Source organism: Hydrogenophaga sp. R2, from assembly GCF_049843595.1.
GTDB lineage: Bacteria > Pseudomonadota > Gammaproteobacteria > Burkholderiales > Burkholderiaceae_C > Hydrogenophaga.
Genome location: NZ_JBBHZN010000001.1, coordinates 1,549,343 through 1,563,196, shown reverse-complemented (window position 1 = coordinate 1,563,196; position 13,854 = coordinate 1,549,343). Strand labels below are relative to the sequence as shown.

Below are 13,854 nucleotides of genomic sequence, written 5' to 3'. Positions count from 1 at the left end.
TGGGTGAAGTGGTGCGTCCCTCCGGGTGTCTGGCACCCGTCAGCAGAGAAAAAAGAGCGCGGATTGTACCCCCCGGTCCTGTGGGGGGTATGCTCGCTAAAATTGCCCTTCCGCCCCGGCGGCAGCACCCGCTGCCCCGGTGCCATTCCCCGCTCACCGGACCGTCCATGCCGAGAACCGCTTCCCCCGCCGCTGCCGCCCCGGACCTGCCCGCCACCTACGAAGCAGCGCTGGAAGAGCTGGAGCAGCTGGTGGCCCAGCTGGATGCCGGCCAGCTCCCTCTTGATCAGCTGCTGGTGCGCTACCAGCGCGGTGCCGCCCTGCTGGCCTTCTGCCGCGACCGCCTCGGTGCCGTGGAGAACCAGATCCAGGTGCTCGAAGGCCAGCAGCTCAAACCCTGGGACGGCGCGTGAACGCACCCACCCCCCTTTCTCCTGCCGCCGACTTTGCCGGCTGGCGCAGCCACCAGCAGGCGGTGGTCGAGCAGGCGCTCTCGCGCTGGGTGCCGGCCGACGCACCGGCCCGGCTCGGCGAGGCCATGCGGTATGCCGTGCTCGATGGCGGCAAGCGCCTGCGTCCGCTGCTGGTGCTGGCCACCGCCGAGGCCCTGGGTGGCCATGCCGAGGCCGCGCTGCGGGCGGCCTGCGCGGTCGAGCTCATCCACGCCTACTCCCTGGTGCACGACGACATGCCCTGCATGGACAACGATGTGCTGCGCCGGGGCAAGCCCACGGTGCATGTCCAGTTCGGCGAGGCCCAGGCCCTGCTGGCCGGTGATGCCCTGCAGGCCCTGGCCTTCGAGCTGCTGGTGCCGGGCGACGGCAGCCTGCCGCCCGAACTGTCGGCCCGCCTGTGCCGTCTGCTGGCGCTGGCCGCCGGTGCCGACGGCATGGCCGGTGGCCAGGCGGTCGACCTGGCCAGCGTGGGTGTGGCGCTCGACCAGCCCGCGCTGGAAGCCATGCACCGCCGCAAGACCGGTGCCCTGCTGCAGGCCAGCGTCACCATGGGGGCGGCCACAGCGCAGGCCACGCCGCAGCAGCAGGCCGATCTGGCCGAATACGGCGAGTGCATCGGCCTGGCCTTCCAGGTGGTCGACGACATCCTGGACGTGACCGCCGATTCCGCCACCCTGGGCAAGACCGCCGGCAAGGACGCGGCGGCCGACAAGCCCACCTTCGTGTCCCTCATGGGGCTGGCGCCGGCGCAGGCCTATGCCGATGCCGTGCTGGAACGGGCCCACCAGGCCCTGCAACGCTGTGCCCTGAAGCAGGCCGACCACCTGCATGCCCTGGCCGACTGGGTGGGGAGACGGGCCTCCTGAGGCCCGGCCCCATTCTTCCCACCACCGTCAACCGAGCGATCCGATCATGAGTTCTCTGCTGACCCACATCGATTCCCCGGCCGACCTGCGCCGCCTGGCGCGCCCGCAGCTGCCGCAGCTGGCGCAGGAACTGCGCGGCTACCTGCTGGACAGCGTGTCGCGCACCGGCGGCCACCTGAGCTCCAACCTGGGCACGGTGGAGCTCACCATTGCGCTGCACTACGTCTTCAACACGCCGGAAGACCGGCTGGTGTGGGACGTGGGCCACCAGACCTACCCGCACAAGATCCTCACCGGCCGGCGCGACCGCATGCACACCCTGCGCCAGCAGGGCGGCATCAGCGGCTTTCCGCGCCGCGACGAGAGCGAGTACGACACCTTCGGCACCGCGCACTCGTCCACCAGCATCTCGGCCGCCCTCGGCATGGCGCTGGCGGCCCGGGTCAAGGGCGAGGACCGCCGCGCCGTGGCCATCATCGGCGACGGCGCCATGACCGCCGGCATGGCCTTCGAGGCGCTCAACAACGCCGGCGTGTCCAACGGCCGGCTGCTGGTGGTGCTCAACGACAACGACATGTCGATCTCGCCACCGGTGGGCGCACTCAACCGCTACCTGGCCCAGCTCATGAGCGGCCAGTTCTATGCCGCCGCCAAGAACGTGGGCAAGCAGGTGCTCAAGGGCGCACCGCCCCTGTTCGAGCTGGCCAAGCGGCTGGAGCAGCAGGCCAAGGGCATGGTGGTGCCGGCCACGCTGTTCGAGAAGTTCGGCTTCAACTACATCGGCCCCATCGACGGCCACGACCTCGATTCGCTGGTGCCCACGCTGGAGAACATCCGCCACCTGCTGGACACCGATAGCGGCCCGCAGTTCCTGCACGTGGTCACCCGCAAGGGCCACGGCTACAAGCTGGCCGAGGCCGATCCCATTGCCTACCACGGCCCCGGCAAGTTCGACCCCTCGGTGGGTCTGGTCAAGCCGACCACCCCGCCCAAGCCCACCTTCACCCAGGTGTTCGGCCAGTGGCTGTGCGACATGGCCGCGGCCGACGAGCGCCTGATCGGCATCACGCCGGCCATGCGCGAAGGCTCGGGCATGGTGGAGTTCGAGCGCCGCTTCCCCGGCCGCTACCACGACGTGGGCATCGCCGAGCAGCACGCAGTCACCTTTGCGGCCGGCATGGCCTGCGAGGGCCTCAAGCCGGTGGTGGCCATCTATTCCACCTTCCTGCAGCGCGGCTACGACCAGCTCATCCACGACGTGGCGCTGCAGAAGCTGCCGGTGGTGTTTGCGCTCGACCGCGCCGGTCTGGTGGGCGCCGACGGCGCCACCCATGCCGGCAACTACGACATCGCCTACATCCGCTGCATCCCCAACATGAGCCTGGCCTGCCCGGCCGACGAGGCCGAGTGCCGCCAGCTGCTCACCAGCGCCTTCCAGCAGGACCATCCGGTGGCCGTGCGCTACCCGCGCGGCGCCGGTGCCGGCGTGACGCCCAGGGCCGATCTGGAACCCCTGCCGTTCGGCAAGGGCGAGATCCGCCGCCAGGGCCGCGGCATCGCCATCCTGGCCTTCGGCACCCTGCTGTACCCGGCGCTGGATGCCGGCGCGGCGCTGGGTGCCACCGTGGCCAACATGCGCTGGGCCAAGCCGCTGGATGTGGAGCTGCTGCGCGAGATCGCCCGCACCCATGCCGCCATCGTCACGGTGGAGGAGGGCTGCCTGCCGGGCGGTGCCGGTGGCGCCGTGGCCGAAGCCCTGAATGCCGACGGCATCACCCTGCCGGTGCTGCACCTGGGCCTGCCCGACGAGTTCATCGAGCACGGCGATCCGGCCAGGCTGCTGGCCGGGGTCGGGCTGGATGCCGCCGGCATCGAAGCGTCCATCCGGCAGCGCTTCGGCAGCCTGGTCGAAGGCGCTGCCGGCCTGAAGGTGGTCCGCTGAGCCGGCCGATCGGTCCCCACCAGGCGGGACAAGCTGTCACTACCCTGAACGACACGGTGGTGTCCAGGGTTTACCCGGGCGGATGCCAGCCCGGCCCTTTCTAGAATCCGCGTCTCACCCCAACAGCCCACGCGCGCCCACCCGGCCGCCGGGCATCACATCAACGGAGCATCTCACCCATGGATCGTCGTTCCATCCTCAAACACACCGGCATCGCCGGCGTGCTGGCCGCCGGCATCGCCCCGGCCGTGCATGCCCAGGCCGCCATCCGCTGGCGCCTGACTTCCAGCTTCCCCAAGGCGCTGGACACCATCCACGGCGCTGCCGACGTGTTTGCCAAGAAGGTCGGTGAAATGACCGGCGGCAAGTTCCAGGTGACGGTGCACGCCCCCGGCGAGCTGGTGCCGGCGTTCGGCGTGGTCGATGCCGTGCAGGCAGGCACCGTCGAGGCGGGCCACACCGCGCCCTACTACTACTTCGGCAAGGACGACACCTTCGCCATCGGCACCGCCATCCCCTTCGGCCTGAACAGCCGCCAGCTGACCTCCTGGTACTACGAGGGCAACGGCCTCAAGCTGTTCCGCGAGTTCTACAACCAGTACAACATCGTCAACTTCCCCGGCGGCAACACCGGCGCCCAGATGGGCGGCTGGTTCCGCAAGGAAGTCAAGACCGTGGCCGATCTCAAGGGCCTGAAGTTCCGCGTCGGCGGTTTCGCCGGCAAGGTGCTCTCCCGCATGGGCGTGGTGCCGCAGAACATCCCGGGTGGCGAGATCTACCAGGCACTGGAAAAAGGCACCATCGACGCCACCGAGTGGATCGGACCGTACGACGACGAGAAGCTGGGCTTCCAGAAGGTTGCCAAGAACTACTACTACCCGGGTTTCTGGGAAGGCGGCGCCCAGCTCGACTTCTACATCAACAAGGCCGCCTTCAATGCCTTGTCGCCCGAGAACAAGGCCATCGTCGAGATGGCCGCGTCGCACGCCCACACCACCATGCAGGCCATCTACGACGCCCGCAACCCGGCCGCCCTCAAGCGCCTGGTGGCTTCCGGCGCCAAGGTGCAGGCCTTCCCCAAGGCCATCATGGATGCCGCCTTCAAGGAAGCCATGGAGCTGTACGAAGAGCTCGGCAAGACCAACCCGAACTGGAAGAAGATCTACGGCGACTACGCGGCCTTCCGCAAGGAACAGAACCTGTGGTTCCGCTTCACCGAAGCCCAGTTCGACCGTTACATGCAGGCAGCCAAGCTGCCCTGATCTGCGCCGATCTGACGTCAAAACCCCGCTTCGGCGGGGTTTTTGCTGTCATCCGTCGGTTGGCGTCCTGCTGTCAGCCAATCCACAGTCAGGTGGGGCAGACGCTGGCTACACTGCCCGGCTATCGCTTTTTACGGAAAACGCCATGTCACTTCTGCTAAGCATTTCAGGGCTGATCGACCGGTTCAACCGGCTGGTCGGCCAACTCGCCATGTGGCTGGTGCTGGCCGCCACACTCATCAGTGCCGGCAACGCCATCGTCCGCAAGGTGCTGGGCACCAGTTCCAACAGCTGGCTCGAGATCCAGTGGTACCTCTTCGGTGCCGTCTTCATGCTGGGTGCCGGCTACGCCTTCCTGGTCAATGCCCATGTGCGCATCGACTTCGTCTCCTCCCGCTTCAGTGCCCGCACCCGCAACTGGGTGGACATCGGCGGCATCCTGCTCTTTCTGGCACCGCTGTGCTGGCTCATGATTGCCGAAGGCTGGCCGCTGTTCGAGCGTGCCTGGACCTCGGGCGAGATGTCGGGCAACGCCGGTGGCCTGATCCGCTGGCCGGTCTACCTGCTGATCCCGGCCGGCTTTGCCATCCTGCTGCTGCAGGGTTTCAGCGAACTGGTCAAGCGCGCGGCCTTCCTGCGGGGTCGGGGCCCCGACGTGCTGGCCCCCAGCGGCCCCAGCGATGAAGAGCGCCTGGCACAGGAGCTCCTGGAAGAACAGAAGCGCCTGCAAGGAGCGCAGTGATCATGGTTGAATTTCTGACTGCCCAATTCGTCCCGCTCATGTTTGCGGGCCTGCTGATGTTCCTGCTTTCGGGCTTTCCGGTGGCATTCGCACTGGCCGCCACCGGCCTGACCTTCGGCTTCCTCGGCATGGAACTCGGCCTGTTCCAGCCCACGCTGTTCCAGGTCATGCCGCAGCGGGTGTTCGCCATCATGCAGAACGACACCCTGCTGGCCATCCCGTTCTTCACGCTCATGGGCATCATCCTGGAGCGCAGCCGCATGGCCGAGGACCTGCTGTCCACCGTGGGCCAGGTGTTCGGCCCGGTGCGTGGTGGCCTGGCCGTGGCGGTGATCCTGGTGGGCGCGCTGCTGGCGGCCACCACCGGCGTGGTGGCGGCGGCCGTGATCTCGATGGGCCTGATCTCGCTGCCCATCATGCTGCGCTACGGCTACAACCGCACCATTGCCACCGGCACCATCACCGCGTCCGGCACGCTGGCGCAGGCCATTCCGCCGTCGCTGGTGCTGATCGTGCTGGCCGACCAGCTCGGCCGCTCGGTGGGCGACATGTACGCCGGTGCGCTCATCCCCGGCCTGATGCTGGTGGGCGTGTACCTGCTGTTCATCGCGGCCGTGGCCATCGTCAAGCCCGCCTGGGTGCCCGCCCTGCCGGCCGAGGCCCGCATCTACAACGAACCCAACGGCGACAGCGGCCACCGCTCGCTGCTGGTGCTGCTGGTCATCTGTGCGGCTGCCAGCTTTGCCTGGGCCGAGGTGCACGAGTCCATCATCAACGCCTGGATCGGCCGCGACATGCCGGCCCCGGGTGACGAGGTGGTCATCATGTCCATCACCGTGGGCTCCTTCCTGGCGCTGGCGCTGGCCCTGCTCAACCGCCTGTTCCGCCTGGGCCTGCTGTCGCGCCTGGCCGAGCAGGTCACCTTCGTGCTGATCCCGCCGCTGGTGCTGATCTTCCTGGTGCTGGGCACCATCTTCCTGGGCGTGGCCACGCCCACCGAAGGTGGCGCCATGGGGGCCCTGGGTGCGCTGATCATGGCCGGTGCCCGCCGCAGCCTGTCGTTTGCCCTGCTCAAGCAGGCCATGGAGAACACGACCAAGCTGGCCATCTTCGTGATGTTCATCCTGATCGGCTCCACCGTCTTCAGCTTCACCTTCAATGCGGCCGACGGTCATGTGTGGGTCGAACACCTGTTCGACAAGCTGCCGGGTGGCCAGCTGGGCTTCCTGCTGGTGGTGAACTTCCTGGTGTTCATCCTGGGCATGTTCATCGACTTCTTCGAGATCGCTTTCATCGTGGTGCCGCTGCTGGCCCCGGTGGCCGACAAGCTGGGCATCGACCTGGTGTGGTTCGGCGTGATCCTGGCCATGAACCTGCAGACCTCGTTCCTCACGCCGCCGTTCGGCTTCGCGCTGTTCTACCTGCGCAGCGTGGCCGCCCGCAGCGACTACACCGATGCGGTCACCGGCCAGCGCATCCCGGCCGTGACCACCTCGCAGATCTACAAGGGCTCGATCGCCTTCATCATCCTGCAGCTCATCATGGTGGCGGTGGTGGTGGCCTATCCGGGTCTGGTGACCGACCACATGACCAAGGCCACTGTGGTGGACGATGCCGCCGTGACCGACATGCTCAACAACATGCCGGGCCTGGAGGAAGAAGCGCCTGCCGCCGACGAACCTGCCGAAGGCGAGGAGGGCGCTGCCCCTGCCGAGGAAGAAAAAGAGGAAGACCCGGCCAAGGCCTTGCTGGAAAGCATGAAGAAGTGAGCCACGCCATGCAAGTCGACGTTCAGGTGCTCGATCCCCGCATGGCCGACCAGCTGCCGGCCTATGCCACGCCCGGCAGTGCCGGCCTGGACCTGCGGGCCTGCCTGGACGCGCCGGTGGAGCTGGCACCCAATGCCTGGCAGCTCATTCCCACCGGGCTGGCCATCCACCTGGCCGACCCGGGCTTTGCGGCCATGATCCTGCCGCGCTCCGGGCTGGGCCACAAGCACGGCATCGTGCTGGGCAATCTGGTGGGGCTGATCGACAGCGACTACCAGGGCCAGCTCATGGTGAGCGCCTGGAACCGCAGCACCGCGCCGTTCACCATCCAGCCCATGGAGCGCATCGCGCAGATGGTGATCGTGCCCGTGGTGCAGGCGCAGTTCCGGGTGGTGTCGTCCTTCAGCGCGGCCAGCGAGCGCGGCACGGGCGGCTACGGCTCCACCGGACGGGGCTGACCGGCAGGGCTCGGTGACCGGTCAGTCCGGTCAGTGCAGGGTGCGCGGCGGCGCGGATTCGTCGTCGCCGTCACCCGCAGTCGGGTCCAGGTCCATGCGGAAGAAGCCGGCACCCAGGGTGCCGCGCCCGATCTCTTCTTCGGTGGCTTCCCGCACGCTGTGGATCTTCAGCCGGATGCGCAACGCAATGCCGGCCAGCGGGTGGTTGCCATCGAGCACCACATGGTCGGGGTAGATGTCGCTCACGAAGTAGAGCCGGTCGCGCGGGGCCGACGGGTTGCAGCCCTCGGGCAGGCCCTCGAAGCCCATGCCTTCCTCGATGTTCTCCGGAAAACGTTCGCGGGGTTCCAGGAACAGCAGGCGGTCGTCGTAATCGCCGAAGGCGTCCTGCGGCTCCAGGTGCAGGTCGACCGCGTCGCCGGCGCTGTGCCCCTGCAGGGCTTCCTCGATCTTGCCCAGCAGGTCGGAGCCGCCCACCAGAAATTCCACCGGCTCGTCCAGCACGTCGAGTTCTTCGCCCAAGGTGTCCTTGAGGGTCCAGGTCAGGGCCACGACGCACTGCGGCGTGACGGTCAGGGGGTGGCGGGTGTCGCTTTTCATCCGACAATTCTCCCATGACCTCTCGCCCGTCCTCGCCCGCCACGGCCTTCACCGCCCTGCCGCTGCCCCTGCTGGGTGGCCTCAGCCCCGATCGTTTCATGCAGAAGCACTGGCAGAAGAAGCCGTTGCTGGTGCGCCAGGCCATCCCGGGCGTGCAGCCGCCGCTGGGCCGGTCGGGCCTGTTCGATCTGGCGGCGCAGCCCCAGGTGGAGTCGCGGCTGATCGTGCACGGGGAGCGTGGCTGGACGCTCAAGTCCGGTCCCCTGCAGCGCCGGGCCTTGCCGCCGCTGAAGCAACCCCGCTGGACCCTGCTGGTGCAGGGTGTGGACCTGCATGTGCCCGCCGCCCATGAGCTGCTGCAGCGCTTCCGCTTCGTGCCCGATGCCCGGCTCGACGACCTGATGATCTCGTGGGCCAGCCCGGGTGGCGGCGTGGGGCCGCACTTCGACAGCTACGACGTCTTCCTGCTGCAGGTCTCGGGCCGGCGGCGCTGGCGCATCGGACGCCAGAAGGACCTCAGCCTGCAGCCCGATGTGCCGCTGAAGATCCTGGCGCATTTCGAGCCGGAAGAAGAGTTCGTGCTGGAGCCCGGCGACATGCTGTACCTGCCGCCGCGCTGGGCCCACGACGGGGACGCCGTGGGCGAGGACTGCATGACCTGCTCCATCGGCTTTCGTGCGCCACAGCGCGGTGGTCTGGCGGCCGAGCTGCTGCAGCGCATGGCCGATGAAGTGGACGATCCCGTGCTCTACCGCGATCCGGCGCAGCCGGCCACCGACACGCCGGCCGCGCTGCCGGCCGGCTTGATGGACTTCGCCCGCGAGGGCCTGGAGCGGCTGGTGAACGACCCGCAGGGTCTGGCCTGTGCCCTGGGCGAGGTGATGACCGAGCCCAAACCCAGCACCTGGTTCGACGAGCCGCAGACCGGCTGGGTGCCGGGTGCAGTGAGGCTGGATCGGCGTACCCGCATGATGTACGACGAGCGCCATGTGTTCATCAACGGCGAGAGCTTTCGGGCCGGCGGGGCCGACGCCCGCCTCATGCGCGAGCTGGCCGACCGCCGTGCCCTGCCGGCCCATCGGGTGCAGCGGGCCAGCGCCGATGCCCAGGCCCTGATGCAGGACTGGTTCGAGGCCGGCTGGCTGCACCAGGAGCCGGCATGAGCGACACGCCGGTGCCGCCCGCCGCCGCACTGCCCGAGGGGCGCGGCAGTGGCCGCGTGGATTTCGAAGCGGCCCTGCGCAGCGGTTGGTCGGCGGCTGCCGCCCAGGGCTGGAACAGCATCGTGCTGTGCGATGCCGACTTTGCCGACTGGCCGCTGGGCGAGCGCAGCACCATCAACGCGCTGGATGCCTGGGCCCGCCGGGGGCGCACGCTGCAGATCCTGGCGCGCGACTACTCGGCGCTGCGCCGGCTGCATCCGCGCTTCGTGCAGTGGCGCACCCTGTGGTCACACCTGGTGGAGGCGCACGCCTGCCCGCATGTGGACGAGGGCGAACTGCCCAGCGTGTTCTGGACCCCTGGCTGGACGCTGGAGCGCCTGGACCGGGTGCACGGCAGCTTTGTGGCCAGCCACGCACCCCAGCGCAGGGCCTTGCTGCGTGAGCGCATCCAGGCCTGCTGGCTGCGCAGCGCGCCCGGCCTGCCGGCCACCACGCTGGGCCTGTGAGGGTCAGCGCAGGTCGTCGGCCAGCACCTTGATGATGCGCTGGGCCGAGGGCGAGGCGTCCGGCTGGCCCTGGGCATTGAGCACCGACACCGTGGTGCTGTTGTCGTTGCTGCGCACCACCACGCGGTAGCGCTCCGGCTTGGACTCGGGCGAGGAGGCACCGAACATGCGGCTGAAGAAGCCGGGTTTCTCGGTCTGCTTCATGGGCTCCACATAGCGCACGAAGTAGGTGCCTTCGGTGCGGTTGCGGTCTTCCACGGTGAAGCCGGTGCGGTCCAGCGACAGGCCCACACGGCGCCAGGCGCGGTCGAAGTTGTCGTTGAACTGCACCACCGGCACATTGTTGACCGTGGCGACCTTGGCGCTGGTGGCCACCGGGGCGCTGGCCGACAGGGCCTTGGCCTCGTTCTCGGCCACGCCCAGCTTGACCATCAGGCGGCGCAGGAACTCGGCTTCCAGCTCCGGATCGGCCGGACGCGGCTGCCACACGGTCTGGTCCTTTTCGGTGGTGGAGTAGACCTCCACCATGCCGCGGTGGGTCACGAAGATCTCGGTGCCGCCATTGGCGTTGCGCTCCAGGCGGGTGCGGAACTTGTCGCGCTCGCCGGTGGAATACAGGCTGTCGAAGATCTTGCCCAGGGCGCTGCGGATGAAGTCCTGCGGGATCTTGGCGCGGTTCTCGGCCCAGTCGGTTTCCATGATGCCCAGGGTTTCCTGGTCCAGCTCCAGCAGGAAGCCGTTTTCCTGCCAGAAGTCGCGCACCGGGCCCCACAGCTGGTTGGCCGGGCGGTCCACCACCAGCCAGCGCTGGCTGCCCGAGCGTTCGATGCGCACGTCGCCGATCTTGCTGGCGGCGGTGCCCACGGTGGCAGCGGCCGGCTTGGCCGCCTCGAAGCTGCTGGCCGACACGGCCGCCCCCGGCACGTTGTAGCGGTTCTCGCGCGAGAGCTGGGTCAGGTCGGGCGGCACGTCCAGGGTGCTGCCGCGCTGCGCGCTCTTGTAGTCGATCTTGTCTTCCTGCAGGACCGAGCATCCCGAAACGACCATGGCAGCTGCGGCCAGAAGGCCCAGGCGGGGGAGGGAGTGGCGCATCAGGTGGGAGAGGTGGGACATGGGTGGGAGGCTCGCGAACGGGAACACGGAAAGGGACGACCTGCTGGACCGGCTCAGGCGATCAGGCCGCTGCTGCGCAGCGCGTCTTCGACGCCGGGTGCCAGGTGGCGCGACATGGGCGTGAGCGGCAGGCGCATGGTCTCGCCGCACAGGCCCATGCGGGCCATGGCCCACTTGAGCGGGATCGGGTTGGCTTCGACGAACAGGTGGCGGTGCACCGGCATCAGGCGGAACTGGATCTCCATGGCGCGCTTCACATCGCCGGCCAGGGCGGCCACACACAGCTCGTGCATGGCGCGCGGCGCCACGTTGGCGGTCACGCTCACATTGCCCTGACCGCCGCACAGCATGAGCGCCACGGCGGTCGGATCGTCGCCGGAGTAGACGGCGAAGCCTTCGGGCTTCTCGCGGATGAGCCACTGGGCGCGTTCGATGTTGCCGCTGGCTTCCTTGATGCCCACGATGCCGGGGATCTGCGCCAGCCGCAGCGCGGTGTCCACCGACATGTCGGCCACGGTGCGGCCGGGCACGTTGTAGAGCACGACCGGCAGCTCGCCGGTGGCCTCGGCAATGGCCTTGAAGTGCTGGTACTGGCCTTCCTGGGTGGGCTTGTTGTAGTAGGGCACGACCTGCAGCTGGCAGTCGGCGCCCACCTTGTGCGCAAAGCGGGCCAGCTCGATGGCTTCGGCCGTGGAGTTGGCGCCGCAGCCGGCCATGATGGGCACGCGGCCCGCCGACTGTTCCACCGACACGCGGATGATCTCGCAGTGCTCTTCCACATTGACCGTGGGCGACTCGCCGGTGGTGCCGACCACGCCGATGCAGTCGGTGCCTTCGGCGATGTGCCAGTCGATCAGCTTGCGCAGGGTGGGGTAGTCGACGCTGCCGTCCTCAAGGAAGGGGGTGGCCAGGGCGACGATGCTGCCGGTGATGGGTTTCATGGCGGAAAGCGGTTGGTGTGCGGTACGTCGCCAGGCGACGGGGCCGGTCGGAGCCGGGCGGCCCCAGGGCGATCCGGCATTCTACCCAGCGGAATCCAGCCGCCGGCGCTGCCCGGCGCCGGCATCGGCAGGGTCTTCCCGCAGGGCGACGATGCGCTGCACGAAGCGTTCGGGTGAGGCAAGGAAGCCGTCTTCATAGGCCACCACCCGCAGACCCTCGCAGACCCTCAGAAGTTCGCCCGGCTGCAGCAGGAAGTCGGGTCGCGAGGGGCGGCCGATCTGCGCGTGTTCGATGCCGAAGGTCTCGTAGATCAGCACGCCGCCCGGGGCCACGCTGGCCACGATGGTGGGCAGCAGCGAGCGCCACAGGTAGTTGGTGACCACCACCCCGCCGAAGGTGCGTCCGGGCAGCGGCCAGGGGCCGTTCTCGATGTCGGCCAGCACCGCTTCGCCGACGGGGCGGATGGTGTCGATGGCGGCCGGATCGCGGTCGATGCCGGTGACCGGATGACCCAGCGAGGCCAGGTGCCGCAGGTGGCGTCCATGGCCGCAGGCCACGTCGAGCACCGGTGTACCGGCAGGGATCAGGTGGGCCCAGCGCCGCACCCACGGCGACGCGGCTTCGGTGCCATGCATCAGAAACAACTCCAGAGCTGGTCGGCCAGACGGACCATGAAGTCGGGCCGGGTGTACAGGGCCAGGGTGGCCAGCAAGGCGGCCACTGCAGCGGCTGCGATCAGCAGCCGGCTCAGCAGGGTGGCGGCCTGCAACTTCATGCCGAGGCTCCGGCCGCTTGCGGCGCGCGCGCAATCGGCGCTTCGCGCACCGGCAGGTTGATCAGGCCGGCAAAGATGCCGAGCGCGATCGAGATGTACCAGACGATGTCGTAGCTGCCGGTCTGGTCGTACAGCACGCCGCCCAGCCACACGCCCATGAAGCTGCCGATCTGGTGGCTGAAGAACACGAAGCCGCCCAGCATGGACAGGTGGGCCACGCCGAAGATCTGTGCCACCGTGGCGTTGGTGGGCGGCACGGTGGACAGCCACAGCAGGCCCATGAAGGCCGAGAAGATATAGACGCTGGTGGGCGTGAGCGGTGCCCACAGGAAGACCGCGATCACGGCGGCCCGGGCAAAGTAGATGAAGGCCAGGATGTGCTTCTTGGCCATGCGCTGGCCCAGCGAGCCGGCCATGTAGGTGCCCACCACGTTGAACAGGCCGATCAGCGCCAGGGCGTAGCTGGCCACCTGCGGCGACAGGCCGTTGTCCTTGAGGTAGCTGGGCATGTGCACGCCGATGAACACCACCTGGAAGCCGCACACGAAATAGCCCGCCATCAGCAGCTGGAAGCTGCGGTAGCCGAAGGCCTCGCGCAGGGCCTGGCCGATGGTCTGTCCGCGCTGGACCGACTGGCCGCCAGCAAAGCCGGGTTCGCGCAGGCCCCAGGCCAGGGGGGCGATCAGCAGCACGGCCACACCCAGCACCAGCAGGGCGTTCTGCCAGCCCAGCTGGGCGATCAGCGCGCCTTCCACCGGCACCATGAGGAACTGGCCGAACGAGCCGGCTGCCGCCGCCACGCCCATGGCCCACGAACGCTTCTCGGCCGGGATCTGCCGGCCGATCACACCGTAGATGACCGCGTAGGTGGTGCCGGCCTGCGCGGCGCCGATGAGCACGCCGGTGGTCAGGGCAAAGCCCAGCGGCGTGGTGGTGAGCGCCATGCCGGCCAGGCCCAGGCCGTACAGGATGGAGCCGCCCACCAGCACCCTGAACGCGCCGAAACGGTCGGCCGCCATGCCGGCAAAGATGCCGCAGAAGCCCCAGGCCAGGTTCTGGATGGCCATGGCGAAGGCGAAGTTCTCGCGCGTCCAGCCCTGGGCCTGCGTGATGGGTTGCAGCCACAGGCCGAAGCCGTGGCGGATGCCCATCGACAGGGTGACGATGAGTGCGCCGCAGGCCAGCACCTGCAGGGGGGAAAGGCGGGGGGCGGAGGTCATGCCGCGATTGTGCCGCGCCGCAGCAATCGGCGCTTGTCGCA

At 68.7% G+C, this 13,854-nt stretch carries 15 protein-coding genes; 9 read left to right on the top strand and 6 right to left on the bottom strand.

Going from position 1 to position 13,854, the window contains the following annotated elements:
* The first annotated feature begins 167 nt into the window (after window positions 1-167).
* The 7 genes from xseB to dut all read left to right on the top strand — a co-directional run bounded on the left by xseB (window position 168) and on the right by dut (window position 7,494).
* Window positions 168-413, top strand: a complete 246-nt coding sequence (gene xseB, locus WD026_RS07595; RefSeq protein WP_425723010.1) for an exodeoxyribonuclease VII small subunit — start codon at window positions 168-170, stop codon at window positions 411-413.
* Window positions 410-1,321: a polyprenyl synthetase family protein gene (locus WD026_RS07590; protein WP_425723009.1), complete on the top strand. Its 912-nt coding sequence runs from the start codon at window positions 410-412 to the stop codon at window positions 1,319-1,321. Before xseB ends, WD026_RS07590 begins: the two co-directional genes overlap by 4 nt.
* 46 nt (window positions 1,322-1,367) lie before the next feature.
* Window positions 1,368-3,263 (top strand): 1-deoxy-D-xylulose-5-phosphate synthase, encoded by a 1,896-nt coding sequence (gene dxs, locus WD026_RS07585; protein ID WP_425723008.1) that lies wholly within the window; start codon window positions 1,368-1,370, stop codon window positions 3,261-3,263.
* A gap of 179 nt (window positions 3,264-3,442) precedes the next feature.
* Window positions 3,443-4,525, top strand: coding sequence for a TRAP transporter substrate-binding protein (locus WD026_RS07580; RefSeq protein WP_425723007.1), 1,083 nt, complete (start codon window positions 3,443-3,445; stop codon window positions 4,523-4,525).
* Between the two features lie 145 nt (window positions 4,526-4,670).
* Window positions 4,671-5,267, top strand: coding sequence for a TRAP transporter small permease subunit (locus WD026_RS07575; protein ID WP_425723006.1), 597 nt, complete (start codon window positions 4,671-4,673; stop codon window positions 5,265-5,267).
* A 2-nt stretch (window positions 5,268-5,269) separates the two neighbouring features.
* Entirely contained in the window at window positions 5,270-7,036 is a 1,767-nt protein-coding gene (locus tag WD026_RS07570) for a TRAP transporter large permease (protein WP_425723005.1), read from the top strand.
* An 8-nt stretch (window positions 7,037-7,044) separates the two neighbouring features.
* Window positions 7,045-7,494 (top strand): dUTP diphosphatase, encoded by a 450-nt coding sequence (gene dut / locus WD026_RS07565; protein WP_425723004.1) that lies wholly within the window; start codon window positions 7,045-7,047, stop codon window positions 7,492-7,494.
* A gap of 30 nt (window positions 7,495-7,524) precedes the next feature.
* Here dut and WD026_RS07560 read toward each other — a convergent pair whose 3' ends face one another.
* Window positions 7,525-8,070 carry an FKBP-type peptidyl-prolyl cis-trans isomerase gene (locus tag WD026_RS07560; protein WP_425723218.1) on the bottom strand — a complete coding sequence of 182 codons (546 nt, stop codon included), beginning with the start codon at window positions 8,068-8,070 and terminating at the stop codon, window positions 7,525-7,527.
* A 38-nt stretch (window positions 8,071-8,108) separates the two neighbouring features.
* Between WD026_RS07560 and WD026_RS07555 the strand changes: the two genes are divergently transcribed.
* Both WD026_RS07555 and WD026_RS07550 read left to right on the top strand, forming a co-directional pair.
* On the top strand, window positions 8,109-9,257 hold the full coding sequence (locus WD026_RS07555; RefSeq protein ID WP_425723003.1) for a JmjC domain-containing protein: 1,149 nt from the start codon (window positions 8,109-8,111) through the stop codon (window positions 9,255-9,257).
* Entirely contained in the window at window positions 9,254-9,763 is a 510-nt protein-coding gene (locus WD026_RS07550) for a hypothetical protein (RefSeq protein WP_425723002.1), read from the top strand. The genes WD026_RS07555 and WD026_RS07550 overlap by 4 nt, the downstream gene beginning before the upstream one ends.
* 3 nt (window positions 9,764-9,766) lie before the next feature.
* On the opposite strand, the gene bamC is transcribed toward WD026_RS07550, so the two are convergent.
* The 5 genes from bamC to WD026_RS07525 form a co-directional block, all read right to left on the bottom strand.
* Window positions 9,767-10,855, bottom strand: a complete 1,089-nt coding sequence (gene bamC / locus WD026_RS07545) for an outer membrane protein assembly factor BamC (protein WP_425723217.1) — start codon at window positions 10,853-10,855, stop codon at window positions 9,767-9,769.
* A gap of 74 nt (window positions 10,856-10,929) precedes the next feature.
* Window positions 10,930-11,817: a 4-hydroxy-tetrahydrodipicolinate synthase gene (dapA, locus tag WD026_RS07540; RefSeq protein ID WP_425723001.1), complete on the bottom strand. Its 888-nt coding sequence runs from the start codon at window positions 11,815-11,817 to the stop codon at window positions 10,930-10,932.
* Window positions 11,818-11,898: 81 nt separating this feature from the next.
* Window positions 11,899-12,453, bottom strand: a complete 555-nt coding sequence (locus tag WD026_RS07535) for a class I SAM-dependent methyltransferase (protein WP_425723000.1) — start codon at window positions 12,451-12,453, stop codon at window positions 11,899-11,901.
* Window positions 12,453-12,593 carry a hypothetical protein gene (locus WD026_RS07530; RefSeq protein WP_425722999.1) on the bottom strand — a complete coding sequence of 47 codons (141 nt, stop codon included), beginning with the start codon at window positions 12,591-12,593 and terminating at the stop codon, window positions 12,453-12,455. Before WD026_RS07530 ends, WD026_RS07535 begins: the two co-directional genes overlap by 1 nt.
* Window positions 12,590-13,813 carry an MFS transporter gene (locus WD026_RS07525; protein WP_425722998.1) on the bottom strand — a complete coding sequence of 408 codons (1,224 nt, stop codon included), beginning with the start codon at window positions 13,811-13,813 and terminating at the stop codon, window positions 12,590-12,592. The genes WD026_RS07530 and WD026_RS07525 overlap by 4 nt, the downstream gene beginning before the upstream one ends.
* Window positions 13,814-13,854 lie beyond the last annotated feature (41 nt).